The organism is Capnocytophaga endodontalis (genome assembly GCF_002209445.1).
Classification (GTDB): Bacteria; Bacteroidota; Bacteroidia; order Flavobacteriales; family Flavobacteriaceae; genus Capnocytophaga; species Capnocytophaga periodontitidis.
This window is the reverse complement of record NZ_CP022022.1, coordinates 265,030-282,642: the sequence shown is the minus strand read 5'-3', so window position 1 is coordinate 282,642 and position 17,613 is coordinate 265,030. Positions and strand designations below refer to the sequence as shown.

The 17,613-nt window shown below is 39.6% G+C and carries 16 protein-coding genes; 15 read left to right on the top strand and 1 reads right to left on the bottom strand.

Going from position 1 to position 17,613, the window contains the following annotated elements:
• Positions 1-17 precede the first annotated feature (17 nt).
• From CBG49_RS01310 to ilvA, 9 genes are all read left to right on the top strand, one after another.
• On the top strand, positions 18-788 hold the full coding sequence (locus tag CBG49_RS01310; RefSeq protein WP_088593047.1) for a threonine/serine exporter family protein: 771 nt from the start codon (positions 18-20) through the stop codon (positions 786-788).
• Positions 775-1,356, top strand: a complete 582-nt coding sequence (locus tag CBG49_RS01305; RefSeq protein ID WP_088593046.1) for a threonine/serine exporter family protein — start codon at positions 775-777, stop codon at positions 1,354-1,356. The genes CBG49_RS01310 and CBG49_RS01305 overlap by 14 nt, the downstream gene beginning before the upstream one ends.
• 117 nt (positions 1,357-1,473) lie before the next feature.
• Complete coding sequence (locus CBG49_RS01300) at positions 1,474-2,295, top strand: mechanosensitive ion channel family protein (RefSeq protein WP_088593045.1); 822 nt, start codon at positions 1,474-1,476, stop codon at positions 2,293-2,295.
• Positions 2,296-2,529: 234 nt separating this feature from the next.
• Positions 2,530-3,327, top strand: coding sequence for a leucine-rich repeat domain-containing protein (locus tag CBG49_RS01295; protein WP_088593044.1), 798 nt, complete (start codon positions 2,530-2,532; stop codon positions 3,325-3,327).
• 69 nt (positions 3,328-3,396) lie between these two features.
• Positions 3,397-4,212, top strand: a complete 816-nt coding sequence (locus CBG49_RS01290) for a leucine-rich repeat domain-containing protein (protein ID WP_088593043.1) — start codon at positions 3,397-3,399, stop codon at positions 4,210-4,212.
• Positions 4,213-4,290: 78 nt separating this feature from the next.
• Positions 4,291-4,461, top strand: a complete 171-nt coding sequence (locus CBG49_RS01285; protein ID WP_009412773.1) for a hypothetical protein — start codon at positions 4,291-4,293, stop codon at positions 4,459-4,461.
• Positions 4,452-4,754 carry a type II toxin-antitoxin system RelE/ParE family toxin gene (locus CBG49_RS01280; protein WP_088593042.1) on the top strand — a complete coding sequence of 101 codons (303 nt, stop codon included), beginning with the start codon at positions 4,452-4,454 and terminating at the stop codon, positions 4,752-4,754. The genes CBG49_RS01285 and CBG49_RS01280 overlap by 10 nt, the downstream gene beginning before the upstream one ends.
• Before the next feature lie 3 nt (positions 4,755-4,757).
• Positions 4,758-5,567 (top strand): leucine-rich repeat domain-containing protein, encoded by an 810-nt coding sequence (locus CBG49_RS01275; RefSeq protein WP_088593041.1) that lies wholly within the window; start codon positions 4,758-4,760, stop codon positions 5,565-5,567.
• A 192-nt stretch (positions 5,568-5,759) separates the two neighbouring features.
• The gene (gene ilvA / locus CBG49_RS01270) at positions 5,760-6,941 is read left to right on the top strand and encodes a threonine ammonia-lyase (protein ID WP_088593040.1); all 1,182 of its coding nucleotides are present in this window, start codon (positions 5,760-5,762) and stop codon (positions 6,939-6,941) included.
• A gap of 68 nt (positions 6,942-7,009) precedes the next feature.
• On the opposite strand, the gene CBG49_RS01265 is transcribed toward ilvA, so the two are convergent.
• Positions 7,010-7,717 (bottom strand): tRNA1(Val) (adenine(37)-N6)-methyltransferase, encoded by a 708-nt coding sequence (locus CBG49_RS01265; RefSeq protein WP_088593039.1) that lies wholly within the window; start codon positions 7,715-7,717, stop codon positions 7,010-7,012.
• A 557-nt stretch (positions 7,718-8,274) separates the two neighbouring features.
• Between CBG49_RS01265 and CBG49_RS01260 the strand changes: the two genes are divergently transcribed.
• From CBG49_RS01260 to CBG49_RS01235, 6 genes are all read left to right on the top strand, one after another.
• Positions 8,275-11,313, top strand: coding sequence for a SusC/RagA family TonB-linked outer membrane protein (locus tag CBG49_RS01260; RefSeq protein ID WP_088593038.1), 3,039 nt, complete (start codon positions 8,275-8,277; stop codon positions 11,311-11,313).
• A 4-nt stretch (positions 11,314-11,317) separates the two neighbouring features.
• Positions 11,318-12,916 carry a RagB/SusD family nutrient uptake outer membrane protein gene (locus CBG49_RS01255; protein ID WP_088593037.1) on the top strand — a complete coding sequence of 533 codons (1,599 nt, stop codon included), beginning with the start codon at positions 11,318-11,320 and terminating at the stop codon, positions 12,914-12,916.
• 22 nt (positions 12,917-12,938) lie between these two features.
• Entirely contained in the window at positions 12,939-14,069 is a 1,131-nt protein-coding gene (locus CBG49_RS01250; protein WP_088593036.1) for a glycoside hydrolase family 18, read from the top strand.
• Positions 14,070-14,081: 12 nt separating this feature from the next.
• Positions 14,082-15,233: a DUF1735 and LamG domain-containing protein gene (locus CBG49_RS01245; RefSeq protein ID WP_088593035.1), complete on the top strand. Its 1,152-nt coding sequence runs from the start codon at positions 14,082-14,084 to the stop codon at positions 15,231-15,233.
• Between the two features lie 760 nt (positions 15,234-15,993).
• On the top strand, positions 15,994-17,139 hold the full coding sequence (locus tag CBG49_RS01240) for an acyl-CoA dehydrogenase family protein (protein WP_088593034.1): 1,146 nt from the start codon (positions 15,994-15,996) through the stop codon (positions 17,137-17,139).
• Between the two features lie 19 nt (positions 17,140-17,158).
• Complete coding sequence (locus CBG49_RS01235; protein WP_009412762.1) at positions 17,159-17,596, top strand: RrF2 family transcriptional regulator; 438 nt, start codon at positions 17,159-17,161, stop codon at positions 17,594-17,596.
• Positions 17,597-17,613 lie beyond the last annotated feature (17 nt).

Genomic DNA, 17,613 nt, shown 5'->3' with positions numbered 1-17,613 from the left:
ATCGACAAATTAACTATATGAAACCCATTGAACGAGCGGCACGTCTATTTGCCGACATTAACGAACTGCTGATTTCTAGCGGCGCCAATACCCGTAGGGTAGAACGCAATGTAGAACGCATCTCTAATGCCCTTAACTACCATTGCGAAAATTTCTATTCTCACGCTGCTATTGTGCTTACTGTGCAGGATAAAGCTACAGGCGAAAAGGAAACTATCGTACGTACAATCCCTCATCACGGAGTAAACTTCAGCGCTATTTCTGATATTAGTATCCTTTCTTGGGAAGCAATTGAAAAAAAACTCCCTATCGAAGAAATTGAAGAACAAGTTGCAACGATTAAAGCCAAACCTCATTACAATATGTATGTGATGTGGTTCTTCGTATCGGTAGCAGGAGGTTCGTTAGCCTATGTATTTGGTAAAGAACAAGCTAGTTATACCGAGTTTGCAATGTCGTTTATAGCAACCTTATTAGGTTTAGCGGGACGTCGTATCCTGCAGTTGCGCAAGTTCAATGTGTATATCTGTTGGGGGTGGGCTGCTTTTGTGTCGGTAGCCGTGATGAGTATCTTCCGTTTGGCGGGAATAGAGCAGTACCACAACGCCTTAGCCGCTTGTGTGTTGTGGTTAGTGCCTGGAGTACCTCTTATCAACGGATTTATCGATATGCTCTCTGGCTGTATTGTAGCAGGGATAGCTAAACTCACACACGCGGCTATCTTGGTTTTTATGATTTCATTAGGTTTTTATTTAGCTTTACTATTATTTGGTTATGAACTTCCTTGATGTATTTTTAGGATTAGCCGAACGCATCTTTTGGTCGATGTGGATTTCTATTGGCTTTGCTTTATTGTTCAACACTCCCCGTCGTGCCTTGTGGATTACAGGCGTATTAGGCGGTATAGGTTGGGGCATTAAGTTTATACTTTTAGGTACGGTGATGCCCGAGCAAATCGTGATTACCTCCTTTTTAGGAGCTTGTGCCGTGGGGCTCTTGGCAGTCTATTTCGCTCATCGCGTACATACACCTCCTATTGTGTTTACGATACCTGCCGTTATCAATATGATTCCTGGTAAATATGGCTATGAGTTTATGATGAAAATCATCCAAATAGTAACCGTTGAAACCCGTCAGGACGAAACCCTCGACCTGCTTTATCAAACTTTTAAACTCGGTTTGCAAACAGGTTTTATTACTATGTGTTTAGCCTTTGGAGTGATTACCCCTATGTTACTCTTCAATACCTATTCGGTAAAAGGTAAAGACCTCAACAATTTTATCAAACGCCGCTTAACACGCAAAAAAACAAAAGCCGAATTAGAAGGAAAAGTAGAAGAAAATGAACCCGTATAACATCAATTGTTAATTGTGTAACGTGTTAATTATTAATTGTTAATTGTTAATTGTTAATTGTTAATTGTTAATTGTTAATTGTTAATTGTGTAACGTGTTAATTATTAATTAAAAAATATGCCCGAATTCTCAGCTATTGATTTTGAGAGTCTGATTAAAGATTGGATTAAAGGACTCATCAATTTCGCCCCTACTATGCTCGGGGCTATTGCCCTCTATTTTATAGGGCGTTACATCATCCGTTTTATTGTAAAACTCCTCAAAGGATTGATGGAACGCCGTGGAGTAGACCTCGCTTTGCAAGGTTTTTTGTTACAAGTAGTCCGCTGGATACTCTATATTGCGCTCTTCCTCACCATTGTACAGGTGATAGGCTTGCCCGCAACCCAGTTTATCGCAATCATCACCAGTGGTTTTGTAGCAGTAGGCTTGGCGTTACAAGGGTCGTTGTCTAACTTCGCTAGCGGGATAATGATACTCATTTTCAAACCTTTCCGCGTAGGCGATGTAATCGAAGGTAATGGCGAAAAAGGAACCGTGAAAAACATCGGTCTCTTTGCTACAACCCTCAACAAAGCCGATAACGAACAAGCGATAATCCCTAACACCCAGCTGTTTAGCAATAGTATTATCAACTACAGCAGGGAAGAAAAACGCCGAGTGTACGTGCTTGTAGGTATAGGGTATAGTTCCGATATCCAAAAAGCCCGTGAAGTGCTCTTGCAAATTGCCAAAGAGGAAGTCAAAGCCCTTCCTGAGCCCGCTCCTGTGGTTTATGTAGATGCCTTAGCCGATAGTTCCGTAAATATGTCGTTGCGCTATTGGTGTCTCACTCCCGACTATTGGGAGTGCTATTTCCGCACTATAGAAGCTATCAAAAACCGCTTCGATGCCGCCGGTATAGAAATTCCATTCCCTCAAGTGCAAGTACATCAATAAAGTAAGAAAGCGGCTCGCACCTTTGGCAAAGTTGATTACCTGATAATCATTCGCTTTTTCAGTATATTGTAGGGGCTAATGGCAATTAGCCTCACTATTTAATTACAATCTTATATAAAGGAATTATCAAAAAGAAATTAGTAATTAAAGTGTTAAAATAATGTTAAAAAATTTTTTTATTGCTAATTTATATATACTTTTGTTTCATCTTAACATCTAAAAAAATAAGTCATAATGAAGAACATTTTATTATTAGCTACGGTAGCCTTAACATTTGCCAGCTGTAGCAAAAGTGACGACAATATCTCTTCGGATAACTACGAGCTAAGTAATGATGGTCGTACTCTTGTGAAGTGGACAAATAGCAATACTACCACTCTTGATATGCAAGCCGATGGTAACTTGCAGAAAGTAAATTTTATAGGGGATAACGCTTTCAGAATGAAAGAAGCTCTTACTTCTATTACCTTTCCTAAGGACTTATACCGAATAGGAACAGAGGCTTTTTATGCAACTAACCTCAGTGGAGGGGTGAAGTTCAATGTCAATTCAGAAACTGAAGTTAATTTTGGATCACAAGTTTTTGCTCGTACTAATATTACAACAATAGAACTTCCTAATGCCAATGGAATAAGTGATAGGATGTTTGAATCTTGTCAGTCTTTAAAAGAAGTTAAACATCAAAGAATGATAAGAGTAATAGGTAGTTATGCTTTTAGTAACTGTAGATCTCTTGAATACTTGTTTTTTCACGATTCATATCTTACAAAGGTAGAGCAAGGAGCTTTTGCAAATTGTGAAAAGTTAAGAGTTGTAACTTTGCCTCTATTGGTTACTGAGATAGGAGATGTAGCCTTTGCTAATTGCAATGCTTTAGAGTCAATTACTATTAATGCTAAAACTCCTCCAACTTTGGGTGAAGATGTATTCTATGGAGTGAAGAATATTCCTAGAATTTATGTATTTAGCAGAGATGCTTACAAAAATGCTCCAGGTTGGAGTAAATATGCCAATAGAATATATTCTAAATAATATTTTGTTGTTAATTGCTCTTTATTTACTACCTTTGTGGTGTTTTTAATATCATAAAATGATTATGCAATGAGAAAAATATTCTTTTTGGTTTTCATAACTATCACTTTAGCAGCTTGTTCCAAAAGCAATGACGACAGCGCAAATGTACCCGAAACCGACTACCAGCTCAGTGCCGATGGCTTAACCTTAGTCAAATGGCTCAATCCTCTTACCTCTGGTATCAATATGCAAGCTGATAGCCGTTTGCGTGAAGTGAATACTATTGGCGAAAAAGCCTTTAAAGATTGCAGCCGACTCCAATCCGTCATCTTCCCCGATAACCTCAAAGAAATCAATACCGAAGCCTTTGCTGGAACCGATCTCCGCACTTCAGTAGTCTTCAATTCTTATTCCGATGTAGTGTTTGGCGAAAGAGTTTTTAGCAATACCCGTATCACCTCAATAACACTTCCTAAAACCAAAGAGTTGTCGGCTGAAATTTTTGCAAATTGTACTGCCTTGAAAAACATTACTTTTGCAAAAACAGGTAAAATCGGCAGAGGGGCTTTTAAAGGCTGTACAGCCATTGAACAAATCGACCTCTCTCAAGCTGAAGCTATTGCCATAGGAGCAGAGACTTTTGCCGGTTGTAAACGCCTCAAAAAAGTGATTCTCTCGGTAACAATGAACCTCAAACCTATAGGTGACAAAGCTTTTGCCAACTGTGAGTCCTTAGAAAATCTCACCGTACTCGCGCTTTATCCCCCCTATTTTGAAGGTAACCCTTTTCAAGGCATCTCTTATCCCACAGTTTACGTGCCCGCTACTCCCGATGATTTGATTGATATATACAAAAGAGATTCCCAATGGAAAGCATTAGCTGATAAAATTCATAAACTATAGCTAAAGCATTCATTTTTCTTACACTAACATTGCTGATTGATTTTTATTCCATACATTTGCAACAAAATTATAGAAACTATGGAAGCAGAACTTATAAATGATGTCCTAACTGAAGATACACTTCTTTTTGAACAACAAAAAGAGGCCAAAAGATATAGCATACAAAAAGGATTAGAGGAAGATAAAGCAGGGCTACATATTCCTCAAGACGAAGTAGAACGTGAAATGGAAGCGATATTATGGTCGTAGTTTGGACTCCTAAAGCAAAGGAGGAACTAAAAGAAATCCTTGTCTATTGGAAAAAGAGAAATAAAAGTAATGCTTATTCTGTTAAACTAAATGCTGAAGCGCAAAAAGTAGCTAAATCTCTTATTAAAGATCCATATATTTGGCCTATAGAAGAAGATTATGAAGATGTTCGCTCTGTTTTAGTATTTTACAATTACTCTATTTTCTATAGAGTAGAGGAAAATATTATCCGTATTCTTTCTTTTTGGGACAATCGTAGAAATCCGGATAGTTTAGATTTATTTGATTTTTAAAAAATGAAAAACCTTACCCTTTTTACTCTTATCTTTGTCGCTTTGGTAAGTTGTTCTAAGAGCGATAACAGCAATACCCCTGCCCCTCATCGCTCTACCTCCGATTACGACATCTCAGCCGATGGTCGTACCCTCATCAAATGGAAAAACCCTAATACTACCGAGTTGGATATGCAAGCCGATAGTGAGTTGAAACGCGTCAATACTATTGCTAAAGAGGCTTTTAAAGAACATCAAAATCTCCAATCGATTACTTTCCCTAACAACCTCAAAGAAATAGAAGAAAGTGCTTTTGAAGAAGCTAGCCTCAGTGGTACTGTTACTTTCAATACCAACGCTACAGTAGTTTTTGGCGATAAAGCTTTCTTCAAAACAAAAATTAGAAAACTCTCTCTTCCTAATGTAAAAAGACTGCCCTATAGCGTATTGTCAATGTCTTATAATCTCGAAGAATTACACTTCAATAAAGTAGAAATATTAGGATTTGGCGCTATTGGGTGGAATTATCTAAAAGAAATTAACTTAGAAAATACAGGCATTACCGAAATAGAAACTGTCGGTATTTCGGGCTGTACTGAGGTAGAGAATATCGTCCTTCCCGCTACAATCAAAGTCATAGGATACGATTCTTTTTGGCATTGCAAACGTCTCAAAACAATTACTATTAATGCTGTAAATCCCCCTACTTTAACCAATTACCCTTTCAAAGATACTAATTTGCAAAAGGTATATGTACCCCAAGCCTCAGTAGAGAAGTATAAAGCAGCACCCTTTTGGAAAGATTTCGCCGCTAAAATTCAAGCAAAACCATAATAATTAACATCAGTTCAATATAACAGAATATTGATTTACAGCTTTATATCATAATATATTCACAAAATAATTCACCGTCAGGTGAAAATTCGTGTTTCACATACCCAGCTGTGAGCCCTCGCTGGCTTTGTGGGAGATTAAAAATATTTTACTAATTGTTAATTGTTAACTATCAATTGTTAATTGAAAATTATGAACTTTACCACAGCACGTGAGCACCTCAAAAATGTGCTCCTTCCCACTCCCCTCATCTACAGTCCTATCTTCAGTGAAGAATCAGGCAACAATATCTACATCAAACCCGAAAATCTCCAAAAAACAGGAGCTTTCAAAATTCGTGGCGCTTATAACAAAATGCTCAAACTCACCGAAGCTGAAAAACAACGTGGGGTTATAGCTTCTTCGGCGGGTAATCACGCCCAAGGGGTTGCTTATGCAGCCCGCGAGTTGGGTATCAAAGCGGTGATTGTAATGCCTAAAACTACCCCGCTCATCAAAGTGCAGTCTACTAAAAAATACGGTGCTGAAGTGGTGCTCTACAGCGATGTGTACGATGATGCTTACCAAAAAGCCAAAGAGTTAGAAGAAAAAGAAGGCTATGTATTTGTGCATCCTTTCAACGACCCCGATGTGCTTGAAGGTCAAGGTACTATTGCCCTCGAAATCCTCGAACAGTTACCTCAAACCGATGTGATAGTCGTACCTATAGGTGGTGGCGGACTCATCTCGGGGATTGCCTGCGCTGCTAAACAAATAAAACCCGAAATAAAAATCGTAGGAGTAGAACCCTCAGGCGCTGCTTCGGCTACCGAAGCGCTTAAGAAAAATAAACTCGTTACCCTGCCCGAAGCCAATACCATCGCCGATGGTACTGCCGTAAAACGCATAGGTGAACTCAATTTCGAGTATATCAAAAAATATGTAGATGAGGTAGTAACTGTCGATGATTATGAACTTACTGAAGCCTTCTTGTTACTGGCTGAAAAACATAAAATTATAGCTGAAAACTCAGGGGTATTACCTTTGGCTGCCCTTAAAAAACTCACCGACCGCAATAAAAATGTTGTGCCTGTAGTGAGTGGTGGCAATATCGATGTGCTGATGATTTCCTCAATGATAAACAAAGGATTGGTGAGCCGCGATCGTATTTTTAACTTCTCAGTAAGCATCCCCGACCGCCCTGGTGAACTCGCTAAAATTACCCACATCATTGCCGATGTAGGCGCTAATATCGTCAAACTCGCTCACAATCAGTTTAAAAACCTTTCTCGTTTCCGCGATAAAGAAGTACTTATCACCGTTGAAACTAATGGTACCGACCACATCCAGCAGTTAGTACAAGCCTTTGAAGAAAAAGGTTACGCAATCAAGTAAGAGATAAGAGGTATGAGGTATGTGAGTAAAGCCTGTGAAGAGCATAGAAACCTTCTATCCCCTATCTCCTAAAATCCCAAATAGAACTCTTTTGTAAGTGCTTTATACTCTTCGGTATATACCCCTCGTTCTTTTTCGATAGTAAGAATATCAGTGGGGTAGGAGGGTTGAGGAGTGCGAGCAAAGAGCATCATACTGCGTTTGAGTTCGCTTTGTGCTTTGCCACGTGTATGAGTGATTTGTTGGGGGAAAAGTCCGAAAGTAGCTGCCAAAGTGATAAATCTTTCACTTTCGGTATATGGAAGAATAACGCTAAACTTCCCTTCAACAGCTAACAAACGATTGACTCCCTCTAAGAGTTGTTTAGGAGGTAGCGCATCGCTAAAACGAGCCGTATTGCGCGCTTTTTCAGGAGTTTTATAATCGGTAGGGTAGAAGGGAGGGTTAGAGATAATCAAGTCGTAAGGCTCGTCCATTTCAGTAAAAAACTCTTCAAACGATGCGTGATAACAAAAAAGTCGGTCGCCCCACGGACTTGCTTCAAAATTTTCAGTACATTCTATATAAGCACTTTCATCAATTTCCACAGCATCAATAGTCATTGCCTCAGAGCGCTGTGCGAGCATTAAGGCGAGTAAGCCTGTGCCAGCTCCAATATCTAAAATACTTTGAGGCTGCTCTATAGGCGTCCACGCGCCGAGAAGTACGCTATCAGTGCCTATTTTCATTGCACTTTGCGCCTGCTTTACACTAAATTGTTTAAATTGAAAGGTCATAGTTGTCAGGTGTTAGGGGTTCAGGGTTCAGAGTTTTCGCCGCAAAAATAGCAATAATCCCCTAATACCCAAATCGTCAAATTGTTAAATTGTCAAATCATCAAATTCCCCCAACTCCAATCTCTAAAACTACTTATTCTCCAGATAGTCCCCCTTCGGGGTTCGGGGGCTAATTATCAAATTCCCCCAACTCCAATCTCTAAAACTACTTATTCTCCAGATAGTCCCCCTTCGGGGGTTCGGGGGCTACTTGTCATTCGTAATTCGTAATTCGTCATTCGTCTCTCGTAATTCGTCATTCGTCTCTCGTCATTTATATGGTTTTTCTGTTAAAACCGCCCTTTTTATTGTCATTTCTGTGTTAAAAAGAAAAACATTCCAACTTCCTTTTATTTGCTAATGATTTATATTATGTAAATGCTTTTTTCATCTTCTTTTTTCTATATAAATTAACAAATATAACTTTTTTTCGTTATCTTTAAAAATCATTTGCTTTTTCCTTGTTTCGTTTTAGGTAAATTTATACTTTTGCACCGTCAATTTTTAACATTTATTTTATGAATTACCCTAAGCTATTCTTTGTGTTTAGTGTCTTTTTCTTACTTTTTGGAGGACTCTATGCACAAGATAAAACGGTAACGGGTGTCGTTACCGATGAAAGCAAAACCCCGCTCATCGGGGTGAGTGTAGTGGTTAAAGGCACTACACGTGGTGTTTCTACCGACTTTGATGGGAAATTTACCCTCCAAGCCAAAGAAGGTGAAACAATTGAATTTAGTTCAGTGGGATATGTCGCTCAAGACAAGAAAGTAACAGGAGCTGGCAAAACACTGAATATGAATGTTGTCCTCAAAGAGGAAACCCAGCAACTCTCCGAGGTGGTGGTAACTGCTTTAGGTATCAAACGCGAAGAAAAAGCGTTGAGCTACAATGTGCAACAGGTGAAGTCCGAAGAACTCACCAAAGTGAAAGCTCCTAACTTTGTAAACAGCCTCAATGGTAAAGTTGCAGGGGTTACTATCAACAAAAGTGCTTCAGGGCCAGGAGGTGCTACTCGTGTGATAATGCGCGGTGAGAAATCTATTGAAGGTAGTAACAACGTGCTTTATGTGGTAGACGGGATTCCGCTTTTCAATACCCAAGCAGGTGGCGACAATAGTGGTATCAAAGGTGAAGGTCGTGTAGGTAGTGAAGGTATCGCCGACTTTAACCCTGAGGATATTGAGAGCATCTCGGTGCTTAGTGGCCCTTCGGCGGCTGCCCTCTATGGTAGTAATGCCGCCAATGGGGTGATTCTTATCAATACCAAAAAAGGTAAAGAAGGCAAAATGCAAATTTCACTCTCTTCTACTACCGAGTTTAGCAAACCTTTTATATTACCTGAATTCCAAAACACTTATGGCAACCGCAGTGGGCAATATAGCAGTTGGGGTAGCAAATTGGCAACCCCTAGCAGCTACGACCCCGCAAAAGACTTCTTTGAAACAGGTACTAACTTTATCAACTCACTCACCCTTACAGCTGGTAATAAAACCAATCAAACCTTCTTCTCAGCTGCGAGTACTAACAACAATGGGGTAGTGCCTAACAATAGTTACCACCGTTATAACTTCACAGTGCGCAACACTACTTCGCTATTTAAAGATAAAGTACAATTAGATTTGGGTGCTTCGTATGTCAAACAGAAAGATATGAATATGGTCTCTCAAGGTGAGTATTGGAACCCTATTGTAGCCGCTTATCTCTACCCTCGTGGTGAGGATTTTGAAAAAATAAAAACCTTTGAACGCTATAATCAAGATCGCAATTTCCCTACCCAGTATTGGCCTCTCAGCGAAAGTGTGTTTGCACCTCAAAACCCTTATTGGACAGCTTATCGCAACTTAGCGTCTAACAACAAAGACCGATTTATGTTTAATGCAGGACTTACCTACAAAATCACCTCTTGGGCAAATGTAGCGACTCGTGCGCGTTTAGACAAAAGTTATGTCAATTTTGAACGCAAACTCTACGCTTCATCAAATGAAATATTTGCCAAACCTAACGGTGCTTATGAATATGCCAATTACAACGACTACCAATTCTATACCGATGTGATTGGAACCATCAACAAACAGTTTTTTGACGATTGGAGCCTAATGCTCAACTTAGGTAGTGCTTATTCCGATTTTGATGCTATAGAACGCGGTTATGGTGGCAACTTAAAGCTGTCCAATCTATTTGCTATTCAAAATATTATTCCTTCTGATGGTAAAGTATCTGAAAAATATGGTGATGCTCGCCATCGTAATGTAGCTGTGTTTGGAAATGCTGAAATAGGTTTCAAACGCTGTGTATATCTCACTCTCTCAGGGCGTAATGAGTGGGATTCTCGCTTAGTAAATTCAGCTGAAGAATCTTTCTTCTATCCTTCTATTGGTATGTCGGCTGTGATTTCCGAAATGGGAGAGATGCCTGCTTTCTTGAATTATTTCAAAGTCAGAAGTTCATATACCGAAGTGGCCTCCCCTATCGCGTGGTCAGGTCGTACTCCTGGTACTATTACCCAAAAAATCGTCGGTGGGGTAATCAAACCTGAAGAAGTATACCCTTATGCCGATTTCAAAGCTGAACGTACGAAATCCTACGAATTAGGACTTAGCTTGCGCCTCTTCAAGCACTTCAATATCGAGTCTACTTGGTATCGCTCTAATACTTATAACCAAACTTTTATTGCTAATTTGCCTAGTGGTACAGGGTATAAATACATCTATTTGCAAGCAGGTGATGTACAAAATAGTGGTATAGAATTAAGTGTAGGCTATCGCAACCAAATAGGTGGTGTAGATATTGCTAGTTCAGTGTCCTATTCACGCAATAAAAACGTGATTAAGAAGATGGTAAAAGATTATCATCACCCTTTTAGTCCACAACCTTTCAATATCGATGAAGTGAGTAAGGATAATGGTAGAACTATCCTTAAAAAAGGAGGTAGTATCAGTGATGTATATGCTTCTAAATTCTTGAAAAAAGATAATCAGGGGTATATCAATATTCCTGAAAGTGGTGATATAACTCTTGAAGATACTAAACCGGTGTATTTAGGCAAAACTACTCCTGATTTCCTTTTGGGTTGGAACAACTCTTTTGGTTATAAAGGTTTTGGTTTGAGTTTCCTTATCAGCGGTCGTTTTGGAGGTATCGTAACCTCTTCTACCCAAGCGATTTTAGACCGTTTTGGAGTCTCTAAAGTCTCTGCTCTTGCCCGCGACAATGGTGGGGTAGCTCTCCCTGGTCAAGGTAAGTACGACGCTAAAAAATACTATGAATTAGTAGGTACAGGTGAAAATAAATTAGCAGGATACTACACTTACGATGCTACCAATGTACGCTTGCAAGAGTTATCGGTAAGCTATACCTTCCCTACCAAATGGTTTAAAAAGAAAATCGATGAGCTCACCGTATCAGTTATCGGCAACAACGTGTGGATGATCTACAACAAAGCTCCTTTCGATCCTGAACTTACCCCTTCTACCGCTACTTATGGTCAAGGTAACGACTATTTTATGCAACCTAGTTTGCGTAGTATAGGATTTAATGTAAAAGTAAAATTGTAATGTTATGAAAAAGAGATTATTTATATACACCTCTATAGCTCTTGCGGCGATTTCTTGTAATAAATTTGAAGAAATCAATACCGATGCCTTTGGGGTAACCCCCGAAATGGGAAAGATGGATGGTGCTACTATTGGTGGTAAAATTACCGCTATGCAAGCCCAAGTAGTACCTGTAGGTACACAGGCTGATGGTACAAATGTTATAAACCAATACCAAACTGCTTACCACTTAGCTGCCGATACTTGGAGCGGTTATTTCGCTCAAAACCAAGATTGGAATGGTGGTAACAACAATACTACCTATTTTCTCTTGGAAGGCTGGTATGAAAGTTCTTACGACAATTCGTATACTAAAGTGATTCCTCTTTGGAGTAGTATAAAGGCAGACGCCGAAAAATCAAACTTTCCCGAAGCTTTTGCTTTAGCTCAAATACTCAAAATTTCAGCTTGGCACAAAGCTACCGATATGTTTGGACCTATCCCTTATAAAAATGCAGGTAAAGGATACTTTATAGTACCTTATGATAGCCAAGAAGAAGTATATCAAGCCTTCTTTGATGATCTTACCGCTGCCATTGCAGTGCTGCAAACTAAAGCTGACCAAGGTGGTAAACTCTTAGCTAACTATGATGCCGTGTATGCTGGAGATACACGTAAATGGGTGAAATATGCCAACTCACTGATGTTGCGCCTTGCTATGCGTATCCGCTATGCCGATCCTGCTAAAGCTAAACAATATGCCGAACAAGCTATTAACCAAGCCTCTGGCATAATGACTTCCCAAGCAGATGAAGCTAAAATGGAGCAAGGTGCAGGACTTAGTTTTGTAAACAATATCGAGACCTTTGCTAACCAATATGGAGAATGCCGTATGGGCTCCTCTATGTATTCTTATTTAGTAGGTTATGAAGATCCTCGCTTAATGAAGTACTTTAAACCTAGCAATAGCGACTATGCACAAAATGTACCTTTTGCAGGAGCTAAATATCAAGCCATCCCTACAGGATATGGTAGTAAAGACGAATATTTTTCTGCTTTTTCATTACCCAATATCGAAAAAACAACCCCTACTTATTGGATGCGTGCTTCCGAAGTGTATTTCCTAAGAGCTGAAGGCGCTCTAATGGGATGGAATATGGGTGATACTGCCGAAAATTTGTACAGAAAAGGAGTGGAAACTTCCTTTACCGAAAATGGTATAGAAGTAACCAAAGTAGCAGATTATCTTTCTTCTAATAAAACTCCAGCAGTCTTTGATACTTTTTATTGGGGAGATGCTCCTGCACCTACTCATCTAACGACTCAATTCACTGGTACGAATGAACAAAAATTAGAGAAAATTATCACTCAAAAATGGATTGCTCTTTACCCTAATGGTCAAGAAGCGTGGACTGAATGGCGTCGTACAGGTTACCCTAAATTGCACCCTGTCGAACAAAACAAAAGTGGAGGGGTGATTAGTTCTACTCAAGGAGTGAGACGTTTGCCTTATCCTATCTCTAAACTCTCTGCCCAAGATAGAGCCAATATTGATAAAGCTCTTATATTACTCGGCGGCGCCAATACCGGTGCTACCAAAGTTTGGTGGGACAAAAAGAACTAACGTTTAAAATACTGTGAAAGTTATGAAGTATATATCTAAAGCTATTACTATAGCAATACTTGCAATAGGGCTATCCCTCACTTCTTGCAGCAAGTGGACGGAAATTGAGCCTAAAGAAATAGACCACAACGGGGGTGCCAATACCCTCAGCCCCGATGAGCGCGACGCGCATTATGCTTCCTTGCGCGCTTGGAAAAAAACTGCCGAAAACTACGGTCGCCCCGTGTCCTTTGGCTGGTTTAGTAACTGGTCGCCCGAAGGTAGTGTGCGCAAGGGCTATTTGTCTGCCTTGCCCGATAGTATCGATATGGTATCAATGTGGAGTGGACCCTTTGGTATCAGCGAAGCTAAAAAAGCTGATAAAGCCTATGTGCAAAAGGTAAAAGGTACTAAAGTATTTGTGTGCTTTATCTTGCACAATATCGGTACAGGTATTACTCCTTCTTCAATCGCCGATAAAGTGGTTGCTGAAAATCCTAATGATGATGAAGGAACAGTTAAAGCTAAAATAAAAAAAGCTCAAGAAGCCTATTGGGGATACACTAGTGGCGTAAAAGGATCTCCAGATCATACTGCTGCCATTAAAAAATATGCCAAAGCGCTCTGTGATACCATTGTAAAATACGATTATGACGGTCTTGATATTGACTGGGAGCCTAATGTAGCTGGTGATGGTGATGGAAGTCTCAAAGGCTATCGTGGGCAATACCTCCATATCTTAGTTCAAGAACTTGGAAAATACTTAGGACCCAAAGCTACAATCGATACGGGTAAACGCCGTTACCTATTAGTAGATGGTGAACTTTGGCAAGTAAAAAAAGAATCAGGACCTTATTTTGATTATTTTATCTCCCAAGCTTATGGAGACTCTGATCTTGATTATAGAGAATCTCGCGTGTCACGAAACTTTGGAGAATATTATCATACTCGTAAACATATCTACACTGATAATTTTGAGTCTTCTTCCCAATCAGGAGGTGTTTTGCTTAAACAAGCTAAATATAATTCAGCTGACGGTCCTAAAGGTGGCGTAGGTGCTTATCGTATTGATAACGACTATGATAACCAGCCTGATTATAAATGGACACGCAAAGCGATTTATCTAATGCATAAATCCTATGCCGAGTATATAAAAAAACATCCACAACCCTAAAATTATAGCCTTATGAAATACCTAAAATATTGTATAGGAATCGTCCTACTCTTTACACTATATGCTTGTAAAGATAAAGAAAACGAATTGTTGGAAAACAAGGTTTATTTTGAGACTTCTCAGCAGCGTTTTAAAGTAGAAGACAATATAAATGAACACGTTTTTAATGTTTCTGCTCGTATCTCTAACATCAGCGATAGCGATGTGAATGTAACCTATCAAATAGGTGATGCTCAAATGGTAGCCGATTATAATGCTAAAAACGGCACTAAATACCAAATGATGCCCGCGAATAACTTCAGTTTACAGAAGAATAGTACTGTAATTAAAAAAGGAAGTGTCTATGCCGAACCTTGTCAGTTAGCTCTTAAAAACCTTTCAACTATCCAAGAGGGGAATACCTATGTAATTCCTGTAACTATAGCCGATGCAAGTGTTCCTACTATCGAAGCTAAAACCTTATTTGTAGAGGTGGCTAAACCTACTGTAATTCATAAAGTATTCCAATTTAATGGTAAATATCTTTCTATTCCAATGGGGAAAGATGCAAAATTCAAAGCACTTACCTATGAAGCTATGATTTATATTGACGATTATAGTCTGCTTAGTACTGTAATGGGTGCTGAAGGAAATCTTATCCTTCGTTTTGGCGATACTACCGTGCCTAAAGATCAAATACAAGTAGCTGGTAATGTGCAATTCAATCCTTCTATGAAATTCCAAACTAAACGTTGGTATCACGTTGCCCTTGTGTTTGATGGCGCTACCAAACGCACTGAAATCTACGTAGATGGTGAACGCGTAGCCGAAAAAACAGCTTCAGTAAATAGCTTCAATCTCAACGGAGATTTCTTTATAGGATATGCCTACGACTATGACCCTACACGTATATGGATAGGTAAAATGAGTGAATGCCGTGTATGGAGTGTAGCACGTACTGCCAACGAGCTTAAAAACAACAAATTAGCGGTAGACCCTAACAGCGAAGGTCTCTTTGGTTATTGGAAACTCAACGGTACTGATGTGTATCAAAAAAATGGCAACTACTATGTGAAAGACCAATCTAAAAACCATCGTGATGCTACTTCAAGAGAAGGACGTTACATAAGTGGTACAGGCGACTCCGTAGAACCCGATGTTGTCGAAATGAGAATTTCAGAATAATTGTAATATTGTAAATCACACACTTTACCAAAATCAATTATTCTGATAACCAATTGTTCTAATAATCAATTATCTTTGAACTATGTTATATAGGGGCGTTTTGCAAACGCCCCTATATATTTATATATTTTGCAACCACTCCCTCGTCATTCGTCATTCGTCATTCGTCATTCGTTCCTCGTCTCTCGTCATTCTTTTTTCTCATTAATCATTCGTAATTCGTAATTATTTTGTACCTTTGCCCCTTGGTATTAGAAATATTAGAAATAAATGCAAGATCAAGCCTTGCAAAAGCCTATTAGCATTGCTAATTTTATAACAGAAATTAAATTTTGTAGTTGGCATTTAATAATGATACTAAGCTGATTTACAATTGCATTTGCGGTGAACTCCGCAAAATCGTAAGCGTAGCGCAAAAATTCTAAAAGTCTTGTAATCCGTTTTATCCGCGTAATCCGCGGGAGATTTATTAGTGTAACGTGAGTTCAATATAACAGAATATTGATTTACAGTTTTGTAACATAATATATTCACAAAATAATTCACCGTCAGGTGAAAATTCGTGAGATAATAAAAAATAAAGACTTTTATACACTCCCTATTTCGTGAAAATTCGTGTAATTCGGGGAGATTAAAAATATTTTACTGATTGTTAAATAATTACTTACGCCGAACTCACATTAGTATAAACTAAAAAAATCAAAAATCGCTTTTGTAGCTAACCCCTTTCATTTTCTAAAAAGATATAAGCATATAACGAATGAATTTTAACATTTCTGAAACACAACAGATGGTAGCCGAAGCCGCTAAGGACTTCGCCGAAAAATATATCCGCCCGCACGTGATGCAATGGGATGAAAGTCAGGAATTTCCAGTAGAAGTATTCCGCAAAGCAGGAGAACTCGGTTTTATGGGCATATTAGTCCCCGAAATTTATGGAGGTTCTGCCCTCGACTACCACGATTATATTGCTATTGTTGAAGAAATATCAAAAGTCGACCCCTCCATAGGGCTCTCTATAGCTGCTCACAACTCCCTTTGTACCAATCACATCCTCAGTTTTGGCAACGAGGAACAAAAACAACGCTGGTTGCCCAAATTAGCTTCTGGCGAATGGATAGGAGCGTGGGGCATCACCGAACACAACACCGGCTCCGACTCCGGCGGAATGGCTACTACCGCTGTGAAAGACGGCGATGAGTGGGTGCTCAACGGCACCAAGAACTTTATCACCCACGGCAAAAGTGGCAACATCGCCGTAGTCATTGCTCGTACGGGCGAAAAAGGAGACAAGCACGGTATCACTGCCTTTGCGGTAGAACGCGGTACTAAAGGCTTCAGTGCAGGTAAAAAAGAAAACAAACTCGGTATGCGCGCTAGCGAAACCGCCGAAATGATTTTTCAAGACTGCCGCATCCCCGATGCCAACCGACTCGGCGAAATAGGCGACGGTTTTATCCAAGCGATGAAAATATTGGACGGCGGACGCATCTCTATAGGCGCACTTTCTTTGGGTATCGCCAAAGGCGCTTACGAAGCCTCTCTCAAATACGCCAAAGAACGTATGCAATTCGGCAAACGCCTGATTGATTTACAAGCCGTTGGCTTCAAACTCGCCGATATGGCTACCGAAATCGAAGCCTCCGAACTGCTCTTGCATAAATCCGCTTTCCAAAAGAACAACGGTCAGCGTGTAACCCTATCAGGAGCAATGGCTAAAATGTACAGTTCCGAAGTGTGTGTGCGTGTAGCTACCGAAGCCATTCAAATTCACGGAGGCTATGGCTATACCAAAGATTTTCCGGTAGAAAAATTCTTCCGCGACTCTAAATTATGTACCATAGGTGAAGGTACTACCGAAATACAAAAGTTAGTCATCACTCGTCAAATAGATAAAAACTCATAATAAACGAAAGCAATTAATTATGTTATCCAATTCCAGTAAGTACGCCATCAATGCAGTAATCTACTTAGCACTACACGCTTCACCTACCAAGAGGTTAGCCCCCAAGGACATCGCCGAAGCGTTACATATTCCTACCTCCTTTTTGGCAAAAATATTACAAATATTAGCCCGAAAAAAGGTTATTAGCTCCAATAAAGGACCAGGAGGAGGCTTTTGGCTCACCGATGAAGAAAAAGAAGCCCCTTTGATGAACGTCGTAAAGCATATTGGCGAAGCCGAGAAATTTACCTCTTGTGCAATGGGATTCAAAGAATGCTCGTCCGAAAAACCTTGTCCGCTGCACAATTCCGTACAGCCTTTCAGAGACAATTTTATGCGCGAACTCGCCGATAATTCCATCGCCTCTTTCGCTAAAAAAATTGCTGATAAAACCGCATTCCTATCCCCCACAGAGTAATTTGCTAATCAACATTA